This window comes from Nocardioides psychrotolerans (assembly GCF_900113685.1).
Classification (GTDB): Bacteria; Actinomycetota; Actinomycetes; order Propionibacteriales; family Nocardioidaceae; genus Nocardioides; species Nocardioides psychrotolerans.
In genome coordinates, this window is record NZ_FOQG01000013.1 from 94,438 (window position 1) to 116,622 (window position 22,185).

Genomic DNA, 22,185 nt, shown 5'->3' on the forward strand with positions numbered 1-22,185 from the left:
GGGGGATGCGCGCTGGCGTCAGTTGACCTCGATGCCCGACTCGGGCCGGATGCCGCTCGCGATGGCCGTGCGACGCGCCGTGGTGGCGGCGATCGCCTTGGCGCCGGTGAAGCGCGGCGGGTTGGCGTAGAGGAAGTCGACCCAGTTGGCGTACTGGGCGCGGATGCGTGGACCGACGATGCGCATGACGATCTCGTCGCTGACGAGGGCGACCTGGGTCCAGTTGGCCGAGCCGTTCCACGTGACGTTGGCGTCGGTCTTGCCCTTGTAGACACCGCTGACCGACATGTTCTTCATGTGAAGGTATTTGTCGTAGACGCCGTCGAGGTCGAAGTCCTGGGCGATCTGCCGGATCGGGATGCGACCGCGGTTGGTGTTGCGCAGGATCTGGAGGACGTTGTTGCCGAAGACGGCGTAGACGATCTTGATGTCGCAGCCGTTCTCGTACATGTCGCGCAGCCGGTTGGCGATCTCCTTGCCGCGGTCACCGTGCATCGAGGTCTGGGCGATGCGGATCTTGGTGCGCCCCTTCGTGCCGGTGCCGCCCGTGGCGCCCTTGCAGCGGATGTCGTTGAGGTCACGCATGAGCGGGTCGTTCTGGGTGCCCTTGCCCTTGAAGGGGTAGAAGTAGGACGTGAACGAGCCGTGCTGGTAGGTCACGTAGGACTGCTTGACCGCATTGTCGAGGTACATCTGGTCGAAGACGCCCAGGAACTCCTGGTAGATGTTGCCCTGCCCGCGCACGGTGAACATGTCGTTCCACTGCGAGTGGGCCGCGAGGTCGGTGGCGTTGTTGGAGCCGTAGATCACCACGTTGCGGGCCTTGCCGGCCTGGGAGAACATGAAGAACTTCGTGTGGGCGATGCCGGAGTAGTAGCGGCACGAGCTCACGCACTTGCGGGTGCCGCTCTTCTGGGTGGCCGCACGGCTCTTCTGTCCGGCCTTGAGACGGTTGGCCAGGCGGTCGAAGCCCGGGTTGGGCTTGGCCGGACCCGCGTTGCCGCGGTCGATGATCACGCGCACCGAGACACCGCGCTCGTGGGCACGGGCCAGGGCGTTCTGGATGTCGGTGCTCTTGACGTTCCAGCTGGCGACGCGGATCTGCTCGCGGCCGGGCACCGAGTCGATGGTGCGGATCAGGTGACGACGGATGCGACCGCGCGACTCCTTGCCGGCGAGGGGGTTGTTGAACTTCACCCCGGCCGGCGGCGTGTACTTGTCCGGTGCCGGCTGGGGGCCCTTGCGGCGCGGCTTGGCCGCGACCGAGGAGGCCTGCGCGAGCGTGACACCCTGCCCCGCGACCTGGCTCGCGGCCCGAACCGAGGCCTGAACCGAGATCGGTGCGGCGGCCTGGGACGAAGCCGCGGTCGAGGGCAGCGCACCGAGCAGGCTGACGACGATGGTCAGGCTCGTGGCGAGGACGGTGGCGGCGGGAAGACGGCGCACGCTTAAGTTCACACTCCCTGGTAGGGCGGCCGCGGCGATCAGTCTCGCGCGGACAGGGTCGGTCGGGAAGATCGGGGGAAGTCGGACCAGAAACGGCGCGGGGGAACACGTCGCAGCCCCACGCCTACGATTTTGACTCTAACAGCCGGGGCGGACGATTCAGGCGATCCTCGGACCGAACGGATGTGTCATCCGCCGCACTTGTTGATGGCTGTCTGGAACGCCGGGTCCTTGGCCAGGGCGCCCTCGGTCTCGTTGACCGGTCCGTTGGGGACCGCGTAGAACGAGTTGGCGTAGTAGAAGAGCCTCGTGCCGAACTCGCAGTAGGTGGACTCGGCCTGGACCAGCCGCTCCCCGTCGAGACAGCCCCTGTAACGCTCGGGGAAGGTCTGCTGGTCGACCCAGATCTCGCTGCACTGCGGCTTGGCCGGCGGGGCCTGCGTGGGCGGTGCCGACGTCTCCCCGGCCGGCGGCGCGCTGCTGCCCACGCTCGGAGACTCGCGGGGCGTCGGGTCGTCGGCGCTCGTGGTCTCGTCCTCGCCACAGCCGGCCAAGAGGACCAGCGGGAGGAGCAGGACAGCCGCGCTTCGTCGAAGCCTCATGCAAGGAGTGTAGGACGAATCGGCGCGGAGGGAGCCGGGCTCACGACGGGGGCACTAGCGTTGAGGCCGTGAGCACCACCCCGCCGCGCGTCTATGCCGCCCGTCTCGTCGGGCTGCCGATCTTCGACCCCCGGGGCGACCAGGTCGGCAAGGTCCGCGACCTCGTCGTCACCATCCGCTCCGAGGCCAGCCAGCCGCGAGTGCTCGGCATGGTCGCCGAGGTCTTCGGCCGCCGCCGCATCTTCGTGCCGATGACCCGCGTCACCAACATCGACAGCGGGCAGGTCTACACGACCGGCCTGCTCAACATGCGCCGCTTCGAGCAGCGCTCGATCGAGACGCTCGTGATCGGCCAGATGCTCGACCGCACGGTCGTGATGAGCGGGTCGGGCCTGACCGGCACCGTCTACGACGTCGCGATGGAGCAGGCCCGCAACCGCGACTGGGTGCTGTGCCGCGTGGCCGTGCAGGAGCCGTCCAAGGGGTTCCGCCGACGCGGGCAGACCCACGTCGTGGAGTGGCGCGACGTGCAGGGCCTCGTGGGGCGTGAGGAGGCCCAGGGCGCCACCCACCTGATCGCCGCGCTGAACGAGATGCGTCCGGCGGACGCCGCGAGCATGCTGCACGCCCTGCCCAACGAGCGCCGGAAGGCCGTCGTCGCCGCGCTGGACGACGAACGGCTGGCCGACGTGCTGGAGGAGCTGCCCGAGGAGGACCAGGTGCAGATCCTCGAGGCGCTCGACTCCGAGCGGGCCGCCGACGTCCTCGAGGAGATGTCTCCCGACGACGCGGCGGACCTGATCGCGGACCTGCCACCGGAGACCGCCGAGATCCTCCTCGACCTCATGGAGCCCGAGGAGGCCGAGGACGTCCGCCGGCTGATGTCCTACGTCGAGGACACCGCCGGCGCGATGATGACGCCCGAGCCGGTCATCCTCGGTCCCGACGCGACCATCGCCGACGCACTGGCCCACGTGCGCAACCCCGAGCTCACGCCCGCGCTGGCGGCCCTCGTCTACGTGTGCCGCCCGCCGCTCGAGACACCGACCGGGAGGTTCCTCGGGGTGGCCCACATCCAGCGACTGCTGCGCGAGCCTCCCTCGACCCTGGTGGCCGGAGCGCTCGACGACTCGATGGAGAACCTGCGTCCCGAGGCGTCCATCGACCAGGTCGCTGCCCACCTGGCCACCTACAACCTGGTCGCGGCTCCCGTGGTCGACGAGAACGGCCACCTGCTGGGCGCCGTCACGGTCGACGACCTCCTCGACCACATGCTGCCCACCAACTGGCGTGACCGGATGCCGCGTGGCGGAGGGCCCCTGGGGGTGAAGGATGGCTGAGCCACGCACCCCGCGCCTCGACACGCCGCGCAGCACAAAACGCCAGCTGGTCAAGCGCCCGGCCATCAACGCCGACGCGTTCGGCGTGTTCGCGGAGCAGTTCGCCCGGTTCATGGGCACCGCCACGTTCCTGATCTACATGACGGGTTTCGTGATCATCTGGGTCTCGTGGAACCTGCTGGCACCCGAGGACGCCCGGTGGGACAACTACCCCTTCATCTTCCTGACCCTGATCCTCAGCCTCCAGGCGTCGTACGCCGCCCCCCTGATCCTGCTCGCGCAGAACCGCCAGGAGCAGCGCGACAAGGTGATCAACGAGCAGGACCGTCAGGCCAACGCCCGCGCCCACGCCGACATGGAGTTCCTGTCCCGCGAGGTCGCCTCGCTGCGCATGTCCGTGGGCGAGGTCGCGACCCGCGACTTCCTCCGCTCGGAGCTGCGATCCCTCCTGTCCGACCTCGACGAGCGCGCCCAGGAGGAGCGCGACCGGGACGAGTCGGACGACGAGGGTGGGCCGTCTCACGGAGGCGCCCTTGACCGACCGGCGCCACCCCCCACCTAGACTGGCAACATCATGAGCACTCCCTCCCTCGGACCCTCGCTCGAGGCGGTCAACGCCGCCCTCGCGACCGTGAACGACCCTGAGATCAAGCGCCCCATCACCGAGATCGGCATGGTCGACTCCGTGGAGATCGACGCCGACGGCCTCGTGCACGTCAAGGTGCTGCTGACCGTCGCCGGCTGTCCCCTCAAGGACACGATCACCCGCGACGTCACCGGCGCCGTCTCGCGCGTCCAGGGTGTCACCGGGGTCGACCTCGAGCTCGGGGTCATGAGCGCGGAGCAGCGCGCCGGGCTCCAGGACGTCCTGCGCGGCGGCCAGGCCGCTCGGGAGATCCCCTTCGCCCAACCCGGCTCCCTGACCAAGGTCATCGCGATCGCCAGCGGCAAGGGCGGGGTCGGCAAGTCCTCGGTCACCGTCAACCTCGCGCTGGCGATGGCCAAGCAGGGGCTCAAGGTCGGTGTCGTGGACGCCGACATCTACGGCCACTCGGTGCCGGCCATGCTCGGCATCGCCGACTCCCGGCCCACCCAGGTCGAGGACCTGATCATGCCGGTGCCCACGCCCAGCGGTGTCTCGGTCATCTCCATCGGCATGCTCAAGCCGCGCCGCGACCAGGTCGTCGCCTGGCGCGGCCCGATGCTCGACCGGGCCCTGGTCCAGATGCTCGCCGACGTCTTCTGGGGAGACCTCGATGTCCTGCTGCTCGATCTCCCCCCCGGCACCGGCGACGTCGCGATCTCGCTCGGCCAGCACCTGCCGAGCGCCGAGGTCGTGGTGGTCACGACTCCGCAGGAGGCGGCAGCCGAGGTCGCCGAGCGCGCCGGGACGATGGCCTCGATGATGCACCAGCGCGTCATCGGTGTCGTCGAGAACATGAGCTTCCTGCCCTGCCCGCACTGCACTCCCGAGGGTAAGGAGCACCGCCTCGAGGTCTTCGGCTCCGGTGGCGGCGACCGCGTCGCGGCCACCCTCTCCGAGCGCTTCGGCTACGACGTCGCGGTCCTGGGGCGGATCCCGCTCGACATCTCGCTGCGCGAGGGAGGCGACGCCGGCAAGCCGATCGTCGACTCCGACCCCACCGCGCCGGCCGCGATCGAGCTCACCGCCATCGCGGCGATGATCACCGGACGTGGCCGCGGACTGGCCGGCATGCAGCTCGGGCTCACCCCGACGAGTAAGTTCTAGAACATGTTCGGAGTCGGTCTGGCAGAGATGGCGGTGATCGCCCTTGTAGCGATCCTCGTGTTCGGTCCCGACCGCCTGCCGGTGCTGGCCAAGCAGGCTGGTGGCTTCGCCCGCAAGGCACGCGAGTTCGCCAACTCGGCACGGGACGAATTGCGCGACGAGCTCGGGCCCGACTTCTCCGACCTCGAGCTGCGCGACCTCGACCCCCGCACGATCGTGCGCAAGCACATCATCGAGGCCATGGAGGACGCCGACGCGGACCAGAAGGCCTCCCGCACCCTGGGGCACCGCCCGTTGGACGAGGGCGAGATCCCGCCCTACGACGCCGACGCGACCTGAGCCCTGGTCGAGCCCTAGTCGCGGCTCTGCACCGCTGCCAGCGCGTCGAACGCGACCAGCACCCGTCGGTCCCCCGCCGTGACGAGCTCAGCGAAGTCCTGACCCACCCGGGCCAGGATCCCGTCCTGGCGCGTCCCGTCCGCCAGGTGGACCACGCACCGCTCACCGGCCTCGGCCAGCCGTCGCAGCGCCGACCCCAGCCCCAGCCTCGCCACTGGCGACCACGCCACCTCGGGGACCGATCGGGTTGACGCCCCGGTGACCGTCGTGACCGCGGCGAGCCGCACGATCCAGTCCTGACCGCTGCCGCTGACCAGGCACCACTGCGCGGCCACCCGGTGGAGGTCGCCGCTGACCGGGCCCGCACCGCGCACCCCGAGCTGGACCGGCTGCCCGACCGTGGCCATGAGCCGCCCGGCGAGCGTGACCTGCTGGTACTCCGCGCGGCCGCGGTCGGCCAGCTCCGGCGCGCGCTCGACGTCGTAGAGGGCGTCGGCCTGCTGCTCGAGGTCGTCGAGCAGCGCGAAGAGGTCGTCCTCCCAGGTCACCAGGCGAGCCTCTCAAGGAATCGGGCTGTGGAGAAGACCTTGACGAGACCGACAAAAGAGCGTTGGCTGACGCAAACGTAAGCAAACGCAAGGATATGACCATGAACGGCCTCGGGACTGCTCGTTGGGCGCGATGCCTCATCGTGTGGGCCGCCACCACGGCCGCGGTCGTCGTCGTGGTGCTCTGGTCGGTCCCGGACCTGCCTCCCGTCTCCGGGGGGCGCCTGCCCTTCGATCGGATGCTCGTCCAGGGCTGTGCCCTCGCGCTGGTGCTGTGCGCCGGATGGTGGTGGGCCGTGACCACGGTGGTGGTCCTCGAGGCCCTGGTCGGGACGAGCCGCTGCACGAGCGGTCGCGCGGTCCGGGGCGTTCCCGCTCCCGCGCGTCGGTGGCTGCTCGCGGCCTGCGGCGTCGTCGTGCTCTCGGGGGGCCTCACCCCGGCCCACGCGACCCCGGGCTCGGTCCACCGCGACGACCAGCCACGTGGTGGTGCGGTCACCCTGGACGGGCTGCCGCTGCCCGAGCGGCCCATCGGCGGCCTCGGCGGCACTGCCGGCCGACACCAGGACGGCGCTGCTCGACAGGTCACTCCAGCGCGGGTCGTCGTGCAGCCCGGCGACTCCTTGTGGGAGATCGCTGCCACCGCGCTCGGGCCCGGCGCCGACCCGGCCGCTGTCTCGGCGCACTGGCAGCGCATCCACCAGCTCAACCGCCACGTCGTCGGGGCCGACCCCGACGTGATCCACCCCGGCCAGCACCTGGCCATGCCCAGCCGTCCCACCCCACCTCGAGGAGAGTCCTGATGCCCCCCGTCACCACCCACGAGACCGTCGTCCCGCTCCGCGTGAAGGTGCCGGTCACCAGCACCCAGGGCACCCTCGCCCTCGACCTGGTGCCCCGCCATGACCCCCCGGGCCACGCACTCCTGGGTCGAGGCGTCTCCGACGTCGCGTCGGTCGTCCCGATCGACGCCCGGAGGCGACGCTCTGCACAGGACTGGGCCCACCGGTTCGCCCAGGCCGCTGTCGAGATCGTCGGAGGCGACCGTCCGGCGTCGCAGCTGCTGCGCTGGACGACCGGCAAGGTCCATGCCGACCTGGACCGCCGCGCCGTGCTCGTCGCCCGCGCCGGCGGCCACACGCCCGGCCAGGGCCGGGTGCAGCCCGTGCGCCCCCGGGTCCTGAGCGTGCACACCTGCTTCGTCAGCGATGACGTGGTGGAGGCGGCCGTCCACGTCCGCTACGGCGAGCGGTCGCGCGCCGTAGCGGCGCGCTTCGAGGCCCGCGGTGAGCGCTGGCTCTGCACCGCCCTCGACTTTGCCTGAGCCGCGGCGCAGCACGGTCTCGACCGGCGCTCGCTGCTCGACCACCGGGCGGACGACCGACGACGACGCCCCGCCGCGGAGTCCGTGGCGGGGCGTCGTGCGGAGCGGGTGGGTCAGCCGCCGGAGCGGGCGGTGAGGCCGGTGGGGCCACCAGCTGCGCCGTGGCACTGCTTGAACTTCTTGCCCGAGCCACAGGGACACTTGGCGTTGCGGGCGACGCCGGCGTACGCGTCGTCCTCGGCAGCAACTGCCTTGACCTCGACGTCACCGTCCTCGCTGGGTGCGGAGTAGGACAACCCCTTGGGCGGCTGCGGCCGCTCGAGGCCCTTGGCCTTGATCGCGGGTGCGGAGGCACGCTGCTTGACGGTGCCCTCGGGCTGGAGGAGGGGCTCGTAGACCTCGTCGCCCTCGTCGCCGTGGTCGTGGCCCTCGTGGTCGTCCTCGACCTGGACCTCAAGGTTGAAGAGGAAGCCGACGGCCTCCTCCTTGATGCCGTCCATCATCGCGGCGAACATGTCGAAGCCCTCGCGCTGGTATTCGACGAGCGGGTCGCGCTGGGAGTAGGCCCGCAGGTAGATGCCCTCGCGGAGGTAGTCCATCTCGTAGAGGTGCTCTCGCCACTTGCGGTCGAGCACGGACAGCAGGACCCGACGCTCGAGCTCCCGGGTGACTTCCTCGCCCATCTCGGCCTCGCGGGCGGCGTAGGCCCCGTGCGCGTCGGCCTTGAGCGCCTCGATGAGCTGGTCACGCTCCATGTTGTGGCGCCCGCCGGCCTCGGCCTCGAGCTCCTCGATGCTCAGCCCGATCGGCCAGAACTGGCCGAGGTCGGTCCAGAGCTGCTCGAGGTCCCACTCCTCGCCGAACTCGGCGAGCGAGCCGGTGATGTAGCCGAAGACGACGTCGTCGATGAAGGTGCTGATCTGCTCGCGCAGGTCGGCGCCCTCGAGCACCTCGCGACGCTCGCCGTAGATGACCTGACGCTGGCGGTCCATGACGTCGTCGTACTTGAGGACGTTCTTGCGGGACTCGAAGTTCTGCGACTCGACCTGGCCCTGGGCGTTGGCGATCGCGCCGGTGACCCGCTTGTTCTCGATCGGGACGTCGTCGGGGATCTTGAGCATCTGCAGGACGCGGTCGACCCACTCGGACTTGAAGAGCCGCATCAGCTCGTCCTCGAGGGAGAGGTAGAAGCGGGACTCGCCGGGGTCGCCCTGACGGCCGGAACGACCACGCAGCTGGTTGTCGATGCGCCGCGACTCGTGACGCTCGGTGCCGACGACGTAGAGGCCGCCGAGGTCCCTCACGTCGTCGTGCTCCTTGCCGACCTGGGCCTTGATCCGCTCCAGCGTCTCGGGCCAGGCTGCGTCGTAGTCGTCGGCGGTCTCGCCGGTGGGCTGGAGACCCTTGCCGCGCAGCTCCTGGTCGGCGAGGAACTCCACCGAGCCACCGAGCATGATGTCGGTGCCTCGACCGGCCATGTTGGTCGCGACCGTGACCGAGCCCTTGTGACCGGCCATGGCGACGATCTTGGCCTCGTCGGCGTGGACCTTGGCGTTAAGGACGCTGTGCGGGATGCCGCGCTTGGTGAGCAGCGCCGAGAGGTATTCGGACTTCTCGACCGAGACCGTGCCCACGAGGATCGGCTGGCCCTGCTCGTTGCGCTCGGCGATGTCGTCGGCCACGGCGTCGTACTTGGCCTCCTCGGTGCGGTAGACGAGGTCGGCCTGGTCGGTGCGGAGCATCGGCTTGTTGGTGGGGATCGGGACCACGCCGAGCCCGTAGGTCTTGTCGAACTCCGAGGCCTCGGTCATGGCCGTGCCGGTCATGCCGGAGAGCGTGTCGTAGAGGCGGAAGTAGTTCTGCAGGGTGACGGTGGCGAGGGTCTGGTACTCCTCGCGGACGGTCACCCCCTCCTTGGCCTCGATCGCCTGGTGCAGGCCGTCGTTGTAGCGGCGCCCCGAGAGCATGCGGCCGGTGTGCTCGTCGACGATGAGCACCTCGCCTTGCATGACGACGTACTCCTTGTCGTTGCGGAACAGCTCCTTGGCCTTGATGGAGTTGTTGAGGAACGAGATGAGCGGGGTGTTGGCCGACTCGTAGAGGTTCTCGATGCCGAGGTGGTCCTCCACCTTGGTGATGCCGGGCTCGAGGACCGAGATCGTGCGCTTCTTCTCGTCGACCTCGTAGTCGACGTCCTTGACCATGGTCTTGGCGAGCTTGGAGAACTCGCCGTACCACTTGACCTCGTCCTGGGTCGGGCCGCTGATGATCAGCGGCGTCCGGGCCTCGTCGATGAGGATCGAGTCCACCTCGTCGACGACGGCGAAGCTGTGGCCGCGCTGGACGCACTCCTCGATGGAGCCGGCCATGTTGTCGCGCAGGTAGTCGAAGCCGAGCTCGTTGTTGGTGCCGTAGGTGATGTCGCAGCCGTAGGCCTCGCGGCGCTGGGCCGGACGCATCTCGGGCAGGATCACGCCGGTGCTCAGGCCGAGGAAGTGGTGGATGCGGCCCATCATCTCGGACTGGAACTTCGCCAGGTAGTCGTTGACCGTGACGACGTGGACGCCCTTGCCGGAGATGGCGTTGAGGTAGGACGGCAGGGTCGCGACCAGGGTCTTGCCCTCACCGGTCTTCATCTCGGCGATGTTGCCGAGGTGCAGCGCTGCGCCGCCCATGATCTGGACGTCGTAGTGGCGCTGGCCGAGCACGCGGTGGGAGGCCTCACGCACGGTCGCGAACGCCTCGGGCATGAGGTCGCTGAGCGACTCGCCCTTCTCGTAGCGCGCCTTGAACTCGGCGGTCATCCCCCGGAGCTCGTCGTCGCTCATGGTGACGAAGTCGTCCTCGATGGCGTTGACCGCCTTGGAGATGGACTCGAGCTGCCTGAGGATCTTGCCTTCGCCGATGCGGAGAAGCTTGTCGATGATGACGGGCACGACGGGATGACTCCTTGTGTTGGCCTAGCTGATGACGCCGCGGTGACGCCGTGGAGCGGCGCTCCCACTCTACCTACGAACACTGAGCCAGCCGCACGGCCAGGTCCCCACGAGGCTCGACCACCACGTCGCCGAGGCCCAACCAGCCCGCCAGCTCGACCAGGGCGGCATGGAGCTCCTCGGCCGTATCGGGCGGAGCCGTCGGCTCGGCGAAGGCCCCCTTCACCAGCAACCGGCCTGTCCGGCGGTCTGCCTTGAGGTCCACACGCGCCACCACCTGGTCCCCCAGCAGGAAGGGCAGCACGTAGTAGCCGTGGACCCGCTTCTCGACCGGGGTGTAGATCTCGATGCGGTAGCGGAAGTCGAAGACCCGCTCGGCGCGCTCGCGCTCCCACACGACCGGGTCGAACGGGCTGAGCAGCGCGCGGGCGCCGATCCTGCGGGGCAGTCGGGCGTCGCGGTGGAGGAACGCAGGGCGCTTCCAGCCCTCGATCGCCACCGGCAGCAGCTCGCCGGACTCCACGAGGGTCGCGACCGCAGGACGGACCTGGTCGATGTGCATCCGGTAGTAGTCCTGGAGGCATCGCGTCGTCGCGACGCCGTGCGACCTCGCGGCGCGTCGTACGAGCTCGAGGTGCGCCTCGGCAGGCGTGGGTGTCGGCCGGGCCAGGACCTCGGCGGGGATGACCCGCTCGGGAAGGTCGTAGAGCACCTCGAACTGGCCGTTGCGGCCGGCGATCGCGAGGTCGCCGACGGTGTAGAGGTAGTCGAGGACCTGACGACTCCTCGACCAGTTCCAGCCCCAGTGCTCCTTGCTCCGCGGCAGCCCGTCGTCGAGGTCCCGGGCCGTGGCGGCACCACCCTGGCGGATCTCGGCGACCAGCGATGCCTCGAGCTCGGGCTCCTCCTCCAGGACCCTCCACTTGCCCCGCCGGGCTCGGTAGGTGTCCATGCGGAACTGCATGACGGGCCACAGGTCCACGGGCATGAAGGCCTGCACGTGCGCCCAGTACTCGACGACGCGGCGCGGCCGGCTCTCCGCGGCGCGGCGCAGCAGGTCGACGTCGTAGGGGCCCATGCGGGAGTAGAGCGGCATGTAGTGCGCGCGCTGGAGCACGTTGACCGAGTCGACCTGGAGCACCCCGGTGCGCTCGAGCGTGCGGCCGAAGGTCCGCATGGTCGGCCCCGTGTGGCGCGGGTCGAGGAAGCCCTGCGCGGCCAGCGCGATGCGCCGCGCCTGCGAGCGGGAGAGCGTCTGGGCCCGAGCGGTCACGGTCCTGGTCCGACCACGGGGACTACGGGAGCTCGAGGAGCTTCTCGCGCACGGCGTACATGACGGCCTCCATGCGCGAGTGCAGCTGCAGCTTCTCCAGGATGTTGCGCACGTGGTTCTTGACGGTGTTCTCGCTGATGTAGAGGTTCTTGGCGATGTCGCGGTTGTTGAGGCCCTTGGCGACGTTGCTGAGGACCTCGAGCTCGCGGTCGGTCAGCCGCAGGCCGGGGACGTTCTCGCGCTCGGGGCGCGACATCTGCTTGAACTCGTCGATCAGCTTGACCGCCATCGACGGGCTGATCAGCGACTGCCCGTCGGCAACCACGCGCACGGCCTGGGCCACCTCGTCGATCGAGGAGTCCTTGAGGAGGTAACCCGACGCACCGCTCTTGACGGCCTCGTAGAGGTCGGCCTCCTCGTCGGAGACGGTGAGCATGATGATCTTGGCCGACGGAACGGCCTCCTTGATGGCCACGCAGGCCTCGATGCCCGAGCGCTTGGGCATCCGGATGTCGAGGAGCACCACGTCGGGTGCAGTGGTCTCCGCGAGGGTCGTGCCCTCGAAGCCGTCGCCGGCCTCGCCGACGACCTCGATGCCAGGGTCGACACCCAGGAGCATGGTCAGCCCACGCCGGAAGAGCTCCTGGTCGTCGACCACGAGCACCCGGATGGGTTCACCCTTCTCAGCCACGGACGAATCATGGCACGTCCGGGGGGTGCCCCGTGACCGAACCATGGGTTGAACTGACCACCAACCCATGGCCCGATCGGGTCGGTCAGCTCCCGAGGTCGAGGGAGATGACGCCGTAGTCGTAACCGCGGCGGCGGTAGACGACCGCGGGCCGCTCGCTCTCCTTGTCGACGTAGAGATAGAAGTCGTGGCCGACCAGCTCCATCTCGTAGAGGGCCTGGTCGAGCGTCATCGGGGCGGCAGGGTGGGTCTTCTCGCGCACCACCAACGGTCCGTCACCGGTGACCGTGATCGGTCCGACCTGGTGCTCGGTGATCCCGTCGTCCTCGCCGGCCTGCGGGCTGGCGTCGATGACCTCCATCCCGGCCAGGGCCTGGCCGACGGAGGCCGGCGCGTGGCGCCCACGGTGCACGCGCCGACGATCGGCCGCCTTGCGCATCTGGGAGGCCATCTTGTCGAGCGCCAGGTCGAGGGCGCCCATCTTGTCGTCGGCGGCGGCCTCGGCCCGGATGACCGGGCCCTTGGAGAACGCCGTCAGCTCCACCCGGACGGCCCGGTCGTGCTGGCGCGGGTTGGGCTCGGAGTCCACCTCGACGTGGACGCGGATGATGCGGTGGTCGTGCTTCTCGAGCTTGCTCAGCTTCTCTTCTGCGTGCCCTCGGAACGAGTCCGACAGCTCGCAATGACGCCCTGTGACCACAACTTCCATGTTGAACCTCCTGTTGAGCAGTTGGCTATCCAGTTGCCTGGCATGAAGTCCGCCCGGCCGACCTGGTCTTCGACCCCACAACCGCCTGCTGAAGCTCTCGCAGCTCATCTGCCATCTCTGGCGCCACTACTGACCTTCTCCCGCCGACACCCGTATCTGACGGGTGGGGCGAGGCAGGACTTACCTCTAAGCCGCACCGTGATCGGCGTCCCCCGCATGCGGAGGAGCACGCGGGCCGCAGCCCGTCGGGCCGGGGCCTGTCGGGCCGGAGCCCTTCGTGCATCGCCTTACGTGGACCGTTTCGCCTGCGACTGGCATCGGCTAGCCGCTCCGGCACAGCCGGAACGGGGCAACCACGGACCCGGACGGACTCCATACAGAGACGTTAGTGGGTGCTCGTGGATGGCGGTAGCCGTACACCTGAACTTTCACTGTGCGTCTGGTCCCCGCCGCTGGCGAGACGCTTGCGGGTGGCGGTCGCGACGGCGATCGCCCGCACCTCGAGGCCGACCGCCTCCAGCGCCCGCTGCGCCTCTCGGGCCGTCGCTCCGGTGGTGAGGACGTCGTCGCACACGACCACCCGCGCCCGGGATCGTCGTACGGCGAGGGCCCGGAGGGCCGCGGTGGGACAGGTCATGGACCCGTGGAGGTTGGCCGACCGTCCCACCGCGTCGAGGCCCGCCTGGTCGAGCACCCCGGGGCGCAGCCGGAGCAGCCTCCCGGCGACCACGTCGGCGCCCCCGGCCGCGAGGGTGCTCGCGGCCAGCCGCGTGATCGTGTACGTCGGGTCGTGGCCGCGCTGCCGCACCGACGAGGCCCGCGACGGCACGGGCACCAGCACCACAGCGCCCTCGACCTCGGCGACCGCGGCGGCGACCGAGGCAGCCAGGAGCGAGGCCAGCGGTCGGGCCAGCGCCAGCATCCGCCGCTCCTTCAACCCGAGCACCATCGCCCGCGCGACGCCGTCGTAATCGGTCGGGGCGAAGGGCGTGACCAGCCCGGGCGGGCTCGGGGTGGGCCAACGGGGCCGAGCCGTGGTGGGCAGGTCGAGGCGGCACGAGGGGCACAGCAGCCGCCCCGGCCGGTCGCAGCCCACGCAGCTCCCACCAAGCACCAGGTCGTCGAGCGCGTCGCGGAAGGCCCCCATGGTTGGCCATCGGACCAGTCCGACCTGCGCGGGGCAACCGGTGGACCGACGGGCTGTGGGGTCAGCCGACGTAGTCGAGCGAGTCGACCCGGTCGCCGAGCCCGAGGACGCGGCCCGTCGACAGGTCCACGAGGCTGTCGCGCGTCACGGCGTACTGACGCCCGCCCTCCAGCGGCGTGCCTGCGAGCGCCACCACCCGGGCGTTGACCGTCGTGGACAGCGCCTCGGTTCCGGCCGGTGCGCCGTCGACGGCGACCGTCCGGACCTCGAAGAGCTCACCGGGCACGACCTGGCTCAGCAGCGCCACCTCGGTGGCGGAGGTCCAGCCGATGTCGGTGACGCGCAGCGGCTCGGCCTCGGCGAAGGTGAGGGTGCGCGTCTCGACCACGCGGCGCACCCGCCCCTGGAAGTCGACCTGGATCCGGCCGACCTGGAGCCGGTCCACGCCGCGGGTGCGCACGACGGCCACGAAGCGGGTCGCGTCGCGCGAGACGATGAACGAGCGGACGTCCTCGCCGGTGACGCCGGGCACGACCAGCGGCCGCAGGGCGCCGCCCTCCCGGAAGATGACGCGCGCACCCTCGGTGGCGCGGTCGACCAGCCACAAGCGGTCGGTGAAGTCCCACGACGGCGGCAGCAGGTCGGTGGCTCCGGAGACGACCTGCTCGACGGTGTCCTCCCCGACCTCGCCGGCGACCTCGCGCACGGGGGCGAGCAGGATCGAGGTGCCGTCGGCCGAGACCCCCGCCGCCGAGGTGGCCGGGAGGTTCACCGAGACCGAGCGCAGACCGAAGTCCTCCAGCCCGAGGGGACCGTCGGCCGGGGAGAGCGCGTCGGGCTCCCCGGAGACCAGCAGCCCGTCCCGGAGCCCGTAGAGCAGGCGGCTGGACTGGTAGCCCGTGGGGTCGTAGTCGGGCGCGTCGTCCACGCCGTACTCGCTCACGCCGCCGGGCAGGCGCACCTGCTCGCCGCCGATCGCCAGGCGGACTGCCCGGATCGACGGCTCCTGCCGCAGGGTCCAGGTCAGCTGCGCCAGGATCTTCTCCACGACCTCGGGGTTCTGCGCCCCGGCCTCGCCGACGAGCGAGATCTCCGCGACGCCCTCGTCGGAGACCGGGACCGAGAGCCCCACGCTGAGGCCGGACGGCAGGAAGCTGCGGGCGATGCCCGTGAGGTCCTCCCCCGGCCCGGCGAGCAGCCCGTCGATCAGCGTCGTCGCGAGCTGTTCACCGCGCGGCACGAACACCGGCTCCGGCACGAGGATCTGCGCCGTGCGGTCGAAGAAGTAGAGCGACACCTGACGGAACCGCTGAGCGAACCACGACGCCGGGACGATGAGGGCGTCAGGGGCCTCGCGGATGCGGTACTCGCCGTCCTCGATCACCATCTGGAACGTGAGCTCGCGCTCGCCCTCAGGCAGCGGGCCCTCCCAGCCACCCCGGGCGTCGAGCGTCTCGGGATCCCTGAGCGTCACCGACACCCCCGTCCCGCTGGCGCTGGGCGTGGTCACGTCGGCGTAGGTGATCGTCGCCTCGTCGGGGTTCCAGGAGGTCTGCGCCTCCTGGGCGAGGAACTGGCGCGCGACGTTGGTCTGCACGGGGTAGGCGGTCATCGCCGCCAGGAAGCCGTCGACGATCCCGAGCGCGGAGTCGCCCTGCTGCGGGGGTACGGCGTCGATGGCGGCCGCCTCCGGCTCGTCGAGGACCTGCGACGGGGCCGTCTCGACGACCGGCCCCGACTCGGGCAGGCTGACGCAGCCGGCCGCGAGCAGGCAGCCCAGCAGGGCCAGGACGACGCCCGTCGTGGGACGGCGTGCGGCGCGGATGGTCGTCATCGGGTCTTCTCGGGGACGGGGTCGTCGGCGTCGACCGGCACGAGTGGCAGCGGGCTGTGACGCAGCGGGTCACCGGCGCGGCGCGGCAGGGTCAGGCGGAACTGGGCGCCCTGGCCCGGGCGCCCCCAGGCCTGGAGCCAGCCGCCGTGCAGGTGGGTGTCCTCGAGGGCGATCGAGAGCCCGAGACCGGTGCCCCCACTGGTGCGGGCCCGGGCCGGGTCGGCGCGCCAGAAACGGTTGAACACCATCGCGGACTCCCCCGGCGCCAGGCCGACGCCGTAGTCGCGCACGGCGATCGCCGCGGCGTGGTCGTCGCTGCCGAGGAGCACCTTGATCTCCTCGCCGAGGCCGGTGTCGGCGTGGTCGATCGCGTTGGTGATGAGGTTGCGGATGATCCGCTCGACCCGTCGTACGTCGGCCTCGGCCAGGCAGGGATGGCCGGGCGACTCCACGACGACCCGGACGCCGCGCTGGTCGGCCAGCGCCCGGGTGGCGTCGACGACCCGGTGGGCCACGTCGACGAGGTTGACGTCGTCGGCCTCCAGCACCGCCGCTCCGGCGTCGAAGCGGCTGATCTCGAGCAGGTCGGCGAGGAGCACCTCGAAGCGGTCCAGCTCGACCTGGAGCAGCTCGGCCGCGCGCGCCGTCACCGGGTCGAACGACGCCCTCGCGTCATGCAGGACGTCGCCGGCCATCCGGACCGTGGTCAGCGGGGTGCGCAGCTCGTGGGACACGTCGGAGACGAAGCGACGCTGGACGCGGCTGAGCTCCTCGAGCTGCCGGATCTGACGCTGGAGGTTGCTCGCCATCTGGTTGAACGAGGTCGCCAGCCGGGCCAGGTCGTCCTCACCGGTCACCCGCAGCCGCTCCTGGAGCCGCCCGGACGCGAGCCGCTCCGCGACCTGGCGGGCCATGCGGATGGGGGTGACGACCTGGCGCGCGACCAGCCAGGTGATGCCGGCGACCAGGATCAGCAGCGCTGCCGCCGCGGTGAACAGGGCCCGGGTGACGAGCCCGAGCGTCTCCTGCTCCTCGTCGAGCGGGAAGAGGAAGTAGAAGGTGTAGGTGTTGCCGTCGGACGGCAGGATGATCTGGCTGCCCACCACGATGCCGGGCTCCGCGACGACGTCCCCGGCGTCGGTCCGGGTCCGGATGGTCGTGTAGGTCCAGGCCGTGGGGGCCACCTGGTCGAAGTGCTGCTGCAAGGTCTCGGGCACGCTGACCAGGTCGAGGTCCGTGGTGTACTCCGGCCCGCCGTCCGAGAGCCGGGCCCCCTCCCGCGCCGGGACCCCGAGCACGACGCTGAAGCCACGGGTGTCACCGCGCGCGATGATCTGGTCGGCCAGCTCCCGCTGCTGCCGACTCGCGTTGACCTCGGTGCCGGAGGCAGCCTCGAGGCGGTTGCGCGCCTCCTCGGTGCTGGCCTCGGCCTCGGCGAGCACCGCGTCCACCCGGTGCTCGAGCAGTCCGTCCTTGGTGGAGCTCAGGAGGAACCAGCCGACACCGCTGATCACGGCAGCCGACAGCAGGAGCGTGCTGGCCACCACGCGGGCCTGGATGGATCGCCGCCAGAAGGTCAGGGCTCGTCGCAGGCCGGGGGGGACGCCTAGGCGGGCCATGGTCTCGCCGACGACACCTAGCTGTTCCCGGCCTTGTAGCCGACGCCACGGACGGTGACGACGATCTCGGGGTGCTCGGGATCGTGCTCGACCTTGGAGCGCAGTCGCTGCACGTGGACGTTGACCAGACGGGTGTCGGCGGCGTGCCGGTAGCCCCAGACCTGCTCCAGCAGCACCTCGCGGGTGAAGACCTGCCAGGGCTTGCGCGCCAGGCACAGCAGCAGGTCGAACTCCAGCGGGGTCAAACTGATCGGCAGGCCGTGCCGGCTCACCGCGTGCCCGGCCACGTCGATCGCCAGGTCGCCGATCGTGAGCGTCTCCAGGGTCGTGGTGTCGAAGCTGCGGACGCGCGCCCGGATGCGGGCCACGAGCTCCTTGGGCTTGAACGGCTTGACGACGTAGTCGTCGGCGCCGGACTCGAGGCCGACCACGACGTCGACCGTGTCGCCCTTGGCCGTCAGCATCACGATCGGCACCCCGGACTCGGCCCGGATCTCCTTGCAGACGTCGATGCCATCCTTGCCGGGGAGCATCAGGTCGAGCAGGACCACGTCGGGCTTGTAGTCACGGAACTCGTCGAGGGCCAGGTCCCCGCGGGTGCACATCCGGCTCTCGAAGCCCTCCTGGCGCAGCACGATCGTGAGCATCTCCGCGAGGGACGCGTCGTCGTCGACGACGAGCACTCGCCCCTTGGGCGTGAGCCCGCTCGCGGTGCCGCCCAGCTGTGTCATGACCTCCATAGTGCCACCAGCGAAGAACGACGACGCCCCCAGACCCGAGACGGGCCTGGGGGCGTTCCACGCCGGTGCGGATCAGTAGCGGTACTGGTCCGACTTGTAGGGGCCCGCGACGTCGACGCCGAGGTAGGACGCCTGGTCGTCGCTCAGCGTGGTGAGCTTGACGCCGAGGGCGTCGAGGTGGAGACGCGCGACCTCCTCGTCGAGGTGCTTGGGCAGCACATAGACGCCGACCGGGTAGTCCTGGGGCTTGGTGAAGATCTCGATCTGCGCCAGCACCTGGTTGGTGAAGGAGTTCGACATCACGAAGGACGGGTGACCGGTCGCGTTGCCAAGGTTCATCAGACGACCCTCGGAGAGCACGATGATCGCGTTGCCCGTCGGGAAGGTCCACACGTCGACCTGCGGCTTGACGTTCTTGCGGACCGCGACGCCCTCTTCCTCGAGGCCGGCCATGTCGATCTCGTTGTCGAAGTGGCCGATGTTGCCGAGGATCGCGTTGTGCCGCATTCTCGACATCTGCTCGACCGTCACCACGTCCTTGTTGCCGGTCGCGGTGATGATGATGTCGGCGACGCCGAGCACGTTGTCGAGAGTGTCGACCTGGTAGCCGTCCATGGCCGCCTGCAGCGCGCAGATCGGGTCGATCTCGGTGACGATGACGCGGGCGCCCTGGCCGCGCAGCGACTCCGCGCAGCCCTTGCCCACGTCGCCGTAGCCGGCCACCACGGCGACCTTGCCGCCGATGAGGACGTCGGTGGCGCGGTTGATGCCGTCGATGAGCGAGTGGCGGCAGCCGTACTTGTTGTCGAACTTCGACTTGGTGACCGAGTCGTTGACGTTGATGGCGGGGAAGAGGAGCGAGCCTTCCTTCATCATGTCGTAGAGGCGGAGCACACCGGTGGTGGTCTCCTCGGTCACGCCGCGGATCTCGCCGGCGATCTGCGTCCAGCGGTCCTGGCTCTCGGCCAGCGAGGCGTTGAGCACGTTGAAGACCACGCGCTGCTCGACGCTGTGCGCCGAGGCCGGGTCCGGCGCGATGCCGGTCTTCTCGGACTCGAGGCCGAGGTGGACGAGCATCGTGGCGTCGCCGCCGTCGTCGAGGATCATGTTGGCGAAGGTGCCCCCGGGCCAGATGAGGATCTGCTGGGTGCACCACCAGTACTCCTCGAGCGACTCGCCCTTCCAGGCGAACACGGGGACGCCCGCGGGGGCGTCGACGGTGCCGTTCGGACCGACGGCAACAGCCGCTGCGGCGTGGTCCTGCGTCGAGAAGATGTTGCACGAGGCCCAGCGGACCTCGGCACCCAGCGCCGTGAGCGTCTCGATGAGGACGGCGGTCTGGATGGTCATGTGGAGCGAGCCCGCGATCCGAGCGCCGGCGAGCGGCTTGCTGTCGCCGTAGCGCTCGCGCATGGCCATGAGGCCCGGCATCTCGTGCTCGGCGAGCTCGATCTCGGTGCGGCCGTAGTCGGCCAGCGAAAGGTCTGCAACCTTGAAGTCCATGAAAGCTCCTGATCCTGGCTGTGGGGGCGTGGAATCAAGGCTAGAACGGGTTCCCAGGAACCGAAGAATCCTCGCGACCCCCCCGTCGGGACTCTTGAACCGGAGGTGTAAGGGGGCGGATCCGACCTGGTCAGGTCAGGAGGCGACAGGCTCCGAGGAGTCCTCGGCCTTCGTATGCCCGAAAGGCAGCACGTGCATGACCGCGACCACCACAGCGCCCACCACCAGGCCCGCGACCGCGGACAGCGCCGTGTTGACCAGCCACCCGAGGGCCGCGCCCAGCGCGCCGGTGGCGTCGTGGACCGCGACCTCGAGGTGGTGCACGGCGTCGTACGGCGCGTGCCAGCCGAGGTCCTCCAGGCCGACGAGCAGGATGTGGCCACCGACCCACAGCATCGCCACGGTGCCGACAGCAGAGATCGTGGCGAGCAGCCCGGGCATCGCCCGGACCAGTGCGTGCCCGACCTTCTGCGCGACGCTGGAGGCACGCTGGGTGAGCGCGATGCCCACGTCGTCCATCTTCACGATCGCGGCGACCACGCCGTAGACCAGGAACGTGATGGCGATCGCCACCACGACCAGGATCGCGGCCCGGGTGAGGAACGGCTCGTCGGCGACCTCGTTGAGCGAGATCACCATGATCTCGGCCGACAGGATGAGGTCGGTGCGGATCGCCCCCGACACCATCGTCTTCTCCGCCTCGGCGTCCAGCTCGGTCGCGAGCGTCTCCTCCTCGTGGTGGCCGGAGAACCGCTCCCAGATCTTCTCGGCCCCCTCGTAGCAGAGGAACGTGCCTCCGAGCATCAGGATCGGGGTCAGCAACCACGGCAGGAACTGGCTCAGCAGCAACGCTGCCGGCAGGATGAGCAGCAGCTTGTTGCGCAGCGAGCCGACCGCGATCTTCTTGATCATCGGCAGCTCTCGCTGAGCTGCGACGCCCTGGACGTACTGCGGTGTCACCGCGGTGTCGTCGACGACCACGCCGGCCGCCTTCATGCTCGCCCGCCCGGCGGCAGCACCCACGTCGTCGACCGACGCCGCGGCCGCCTTCGCCAGCACGGCCACGTCGTCGAGCAGCGCGAACAACCCGCCGCTCACAGGTCGGCTCCCGGGGTGGCCGCTCCGAGGACGGCTGCGATCGTCATGCCGTCATGCTACTGGCGGTCACGTGGCTCCCCGACCGCCGAGTCGGCGCGATGTCGCAGTCGAGGGCGTCGTACGGCGTGCACCATTGCGCCGCCTCGGCGTCAGGTCTTCTCCCGCTCCTCGGCCAGGTGCTCGGCGAGGGCGTCGAGGGCGGGCTCGGAGCGCTCGCCCACGAGTCGGTCGACGAGCTGGTCGAGGACCGGGGTCTCGTGGTCCTCGTGGACGACGACGGTCACCCCGAGGTCGACGGCGTGCCGGGCGTGGCGCTCGGCGTAGCCGAAGGGGTCGACCAGCTCGTTGAGGCGCGAGGAGACCGGGCGCCAGGCCAGGAGGAGCGGCAGGGCGAGGCCGACGACAACGGTGATCGTCAGGCCCAGGGCGACGTGGTCGGCGCCCCACTCGTCGAAGCCGGCGTAGTCGGCGCCCTTCACGGCGAAGCCGTGGAAGAGGTAGACCACCAGGCTCGCCGTGCCCATGCGGGTGAACCAGCCCCCGATGCGCGGCACCAGCGCGAGGAAGGCGAGGGCACCGATCGTCCCGACGGCGAGCAGCACGGCGCGGATCAGGAACGCCTGGAGGTCGGAGACGTCGAGCTCGTCGTAGCGGGCGCGGTAGTAGAGCCACTCGGTGGTGGCGTAGCGCTCGACCAGCCAGGTCAGCGAGATGAGCGCGAGGAAGAAGCCCGCACCGGCGACCTGGACCGGTCGTGAGCGCAGCTTCTCGAGCCGCTCGGGGGTCGCCTTGAGACCGAGCACGAAGAACGGCAGCAGCCCGAGGATCCGTGCGAGGTCGAGCTCGTCGCCTGCGAAGAGACCGGCGAGCAGGCTGATCACCAGCGCCACGACGAAGCCTCCGGGCATCGTCTTGAAGACGGGGGTGAGCAGGCGCCAGAAGAACAACGCCGAGAGGTACCACAACGGCCAGTGCGGATCGAGGAACAGGTCCTCGAGCTCCTCGCCGCCGACGTAGACCCGGAACAGCGCGATAGTGCACTCGAAGATCACGTAGGGCACGGCGACGGTGCGCACCAGCTGCCACATCCGGTCAGGGGCGTAGGTGAAGCCCCGCGAGAGGTAGCCGGTGACGAAGACGAACGCCGGGACGTGCCAGGCGTAGAGGAAGTCATAGAGGTAGCCGACGGTGCCCGTCAGCGGCAGCAGCGTCCACGCATGACCGACGACGACGAGGGTCACCAGCGACATCTTGGCGTTGTCGAACCAGGGGTCACGAACCGCCAC

The 22,185-nt window shown here is 70.1% G+C and carries 20 protein-coding genes; 6 read left to right on the forward strand and 14 right to left on the reverse strand.

The genetic code is table 11. The features are described 5' to 3' along the window. Positions 1-18: 18 nt before the first annotated feature. Both BM204_RS15595 and BM204_RS15600 read right to left on the reverse strand, forming a co-directional pair. Positions 19-1,446, reverse strand: coding sequence for a phospholipase D-like domain-containing protein (locus BM204_RS15595; RefSeq protein WP_143099792.1), 1,428 nt, complete (start codon positions 1,444-1,446; stop codon positions 19-21). A 188-nt stretch (positions 1,447-1,634) separates the two neighbouring features. Further along, positions 1,635-2,048, reverse strand: coding sequence for a hypothetical protein (locus tag BM204_RS15600; RefSeq protein ID WP_143099793.1), 414 nt, complete (start codon positions 2,046-2,048; stop codon positions 1,635-1,637). A gap of 68 nt (positions 2,049-2,116) precedes the next feature. On the opposite strand from BM204_RS15600, the gene BM204_RS15605 reads away from it, so the two are divergent. From BM204_RS15605 to BM204_RS15620, 4 genes are read left to right on the forward strand one after another with little or no spacing between them, the layout of a single operon-like run. Then, entirely contained in the window at positions 2,117-3,388 is a 1,272-nt protein-coding gene (locus BM204_RS15605; RefSeq protein WP_091115200.1) for a magnesium transporter MgtE N-terminal domain-containing protein, read from the forward strand. After that, positions 3,381-3,950, forward strand: a complete 570-nt coding sequence (locus tag BM204_RS15610) for a DUF1003 domain-containing protein (RefSeq protein ID WP_091115202.1) — start codon at positions 3,381-3,383, stop codon at positions 3,948-3,950. Before BM204_RS15605 ends, BM204_RS15610 begins: the two co-directional genes overlap by 8 nt. A 12-nt stretch (positions 3,951-3,962) precedes the next feature. Beyond that, complete coding sequence (locus tag BM204_RS15615) at positions 3,963-5,138, forward strand: Mrp/NBP35 family ATP-binding protein (protein WP_091115204.1); 1,176 nt, start codon at positions 3,963-3,965, stop codon at positions 5,136-5,138. A 3-nt stretch (positions 5,139-5,141) separates the two neighbouring features. Next, positions 5,142-5,477 carry a sec-independent translocase gene (locus BM204_RS15620; RefSeq protein ID WP_091115206.1) on the forward strand — a complete coding sequence of 112 codons (336 nt, stop codon included), beginning with the start codon at positions 5,142-5,144 and terminating at the stop codon, positions 5,475-5,477. Between the two features lie 14 nt (positions 5,478-5,491). Here the strand turns inward: BM204_RS15620 and BM204_RS15625 are convergent, their stop codons facing one another. Next, entirely contained in the window at positions 5,492-6,025 is a 534-nt protein-coding gene (locus tag BM204_RS15625) for a hypothetical protein (protein ID WP_091115209.1), read from the reverse strand. A gap of 101 nt (positions 6,026-6,126) precedes the next feature. Here BM204_RS15625 and BM204_RS15630 point away from each other — a divergent pair, with 101 nt between their 5' ends. Together BM204_RS15630 and BM204_RS15635 are read left to right on the forward strand one after the other, a co-directional pair. Continuing rightward, positions 6,127-6,828, forward strand: a complete 702-nt coding sequence (locus BM204_RS15630; protein ID WP_170259180.1) for a LysM peptidoglycan-binding domain-containing protein — start codon at positions 6,127-6,129, stop codon at positions 6,826-6,828. Next, on the forward strand, positions 6,828-7,349 hold the full coding sequence (locus BM204_RS15635) for an Rv3235 family protein (RefSeq protein WP_091115214.1): 522 nt from the start codon (positions 6,828-6,830) through the stop codon (positions 7,347-7,349). Before BM204_RS15630 ends, BM204_RS15635 begins: the two co-directional genes overlap by 1 nt. A gap of 113 nt (positions 7,350-7,462) precedes the next feature. On the opposite strand, the gene secA is transcribed toward BM204_RS15635, so the two are convergent. From secA to BM204_RS15690, 11 genes are all read right to left on the reverse strand, one after another. After that, the gene (secA, locus tag BM204_RS15640) at positions 7,463-10,285 is read right to left on the reverse strand and encodes a preprotein translocase subunit SecA (RefSeq protein WP_091115216.1); all 2,823 of its coding nucleotides are present in this window, start codon (positions 10,283-10,285) and stop codon (positions 7,463-7,465) included. 73 nt (positions 10,286-10,358) lie between these two features. Then, complete coding sequence (locus BM204_RS15645; protein WP_246166287.1) at positions 10,359-11,558, reverse strand: winged helix-turn-helix domain-containing protein; 1,200 nt, start codon at positions 11,556-11,558, stop codon at positions 10,359-10,361. Between the two features lie 22 nt (positions 11,559-11,580). Next, complete coding sequence (locus BM204_RS15650; RefSeq protein ID WP_246166285.1) at positions 11,581-12,249, reverse strand: response regulator; 669 nt, start codon at positions 12,247-12,249, stop codon at positions 11,581-11,583. 85 nt (positions 12,250-12,334) lie between these two features. Further along, positions 12,335-12,958: a ribosome hibernation-promoting factor, HPF/YfiA family gene (gene hpf / locus BM204_RS15655; protein ID WP_091115222.1), complete on the reverse strand. Its 624-nt coding sequence runs from the start codon at positions 12,956-12,958 to the stop codon at positions 12,335-12,337. A 385-nt stretch (positions 12,959-13,343) separates the two neighbouring features. Beyond that, positions 13,344-14,105, reverse strand: a complete 762-nt coding sequence (locus BM204_RS15660; RefSeq protein WP_174813023.1) for a ComF family protein — start codon at positions 14,103-14,105, stop codon at positions 13,344-13,346. A 61-nt stretch (positions 14,106-14,166) separates the two neighbouring features. Then, on the reverse strand, positions 14,167-15,939 hold the full coding sequence (locus BM204_RS15665; RefSeq protein WP_091115224.1) for an LpqB family beta-propeller domain-containing protein: 1,773 nt from the start codon (positions 15,937-15,939) through the stop codon (positions 14,167-14,169). Further along, positions 15,936-17,558, reverse strand: a complete 1,623-nt coding sequence (mtrB, locus tag BM204_RS15670; RefSeq protein WP_091115226.1) for an MtrAB system histidine kinase MtrB — start codon at positions 17,556-17,558, stop codon at positions 15,936-15,938. Before mtrB ends, BM204_RS15665 begins: the two co-directional genes overlap by 4 nt. A 17-nt stretch (positions 17,559-17,575) precedes the next feature. After that, positions 17,576-18,298 (reverse strand): MtrAB system response regulator MtrA, encoded by a 723-nt coding sequence (gene mtrA / locus BM204_RS15675; protein ID WP_439895895.1) that lies wholly within the window; start codon positions 18,296-18,298, stop codon positions 17,576-17,578. Between the two features lie 72 nt (positions 18,299-18,370). After that, positions 18,371-19,801 (reverse strand): adenosylhomocysteinase, encoded by a 1,431-nt coding sequence (ahcY, locus tag BM204_RS15680; protein ID WP_091115229.1) that lies wholly within the window; start codon positions 19,799-19,801, stop codon positions 18,371-18,373. A gap of 135 nt (positions 19,802-19,936) precedes the next feature. After that, positions 19,937-20,899, reverse strand: coding sequence for a DUF808 domain-containing protein (locus BM204_RS15685; RefSeq protein WP_091115231.1), 963 nt, complete (start codon positions 20,897-20,899; stop codon positions 19,937-19,939). A 149-nt stretch (positions 20,900-21,048) separates the two neighbouring features. Then, positions 21,049-22,185: an acyltransferase family protein gene (locus BM204_RS15690; RefSeq protein ID WP_091115233.1), complete on the reverse strand. Its 1,137-nt coding sequence runs from the start codon at positions 22,183-22,185 to the stop codon at positions 21,049-21,051.

What these genes read in the sequence shown, in the direction of transcription:
- BM204_RS15600 (WP_143099793.1), bottom strand. Translation starts at nt 2,048, where the DNA reads ATGAGGCTTCGACGAAGCGCGGCTGTCCTGCTCCTCCCGCTGGTCCTC.
- BM204_RS15610 (WP_091115202.1), top strand. Translation starts at nt 3,381, where the DNA reads ATGGCTGAGCCACGCACCCCGCGCCTCGACACGCCGCGCAGCACAAAA.
- BM204_RS15615 (WP_091115204.1), top strand. Translation starts at nt 3,963, where the DNA reads ATGAGCACTCCCTCCCTCGGACCCTCGCTCGAGGCGGTCAACGCCGCC.
- BM204_RS15620 (WP_091115206.1), top strand. Translation starts at nt 5,142, where the DNA reads ATGTTCGGAGTCGGTCTGGCAGAGATGGCGGTGATCGCCCTTGTAGCG.
- BM204_RS15630 (WP_170259180.1), top strand. Translation starts at nt 6,127, where the DNA reads ATGAACGGCCTCGGGACTGCTCGTTGGGCGCGATGCCTCATCGTGTGG.
- BM204_RS15635 (WP_091115214.1), top strand. Translation starts at nt 6,828, where the DNA reads ATGCCCCCCGTCACCACCCACGAGACCGTCGTCCCGCTCCGCGTGAAG.
- hpf (WP_091115222.1), bottom strand. Translation starts at nt 12,958, where the DNA reads ATGGAAGTTGTGGTCACAGGGCGTCATTGCGAGCTGTCGGACTCGTTC.
- BM204_RS15660 (WP_174813023.1), bottom strand. Translation starts at nt 14,105, where the DNA reads ATGGGGGCCTTCCGCGACGCGCTCGACGACCTGGTGCTTGGTGGGAGC.
- BM204_RS15665 (WP_091115224.1), bottom strand. Translation starts at nt 15,939, where the DNA reads ATGACGACCATCCGCGCCGCACGCCGTCCCACGACGGGCGTCGTCCTG.
- mtrB (WP_091115226.1), bottom strand. Translation starts at nt 17,558, where the DNA reads ATGGCCCGCCTAGGCGTCCCCCCCGGCCTGCGACGAGCCCTGACCTTC.
- mtrA (WP_439895895.1), bottom strand. Translation starts at nt 18,298, where the DNA reads ATGGAGGTCATGACACAGCTGGGCGGCACCGCGAGCGGGCTCACGCCC.
- ahcY (WP_091115229.1), bottom strand. Translation starts at nt 19,801, where the DNA reads ATGGACTTCAAGGTTGCAGACCTTTCGCTGGCCGACTACGGCCGCACC.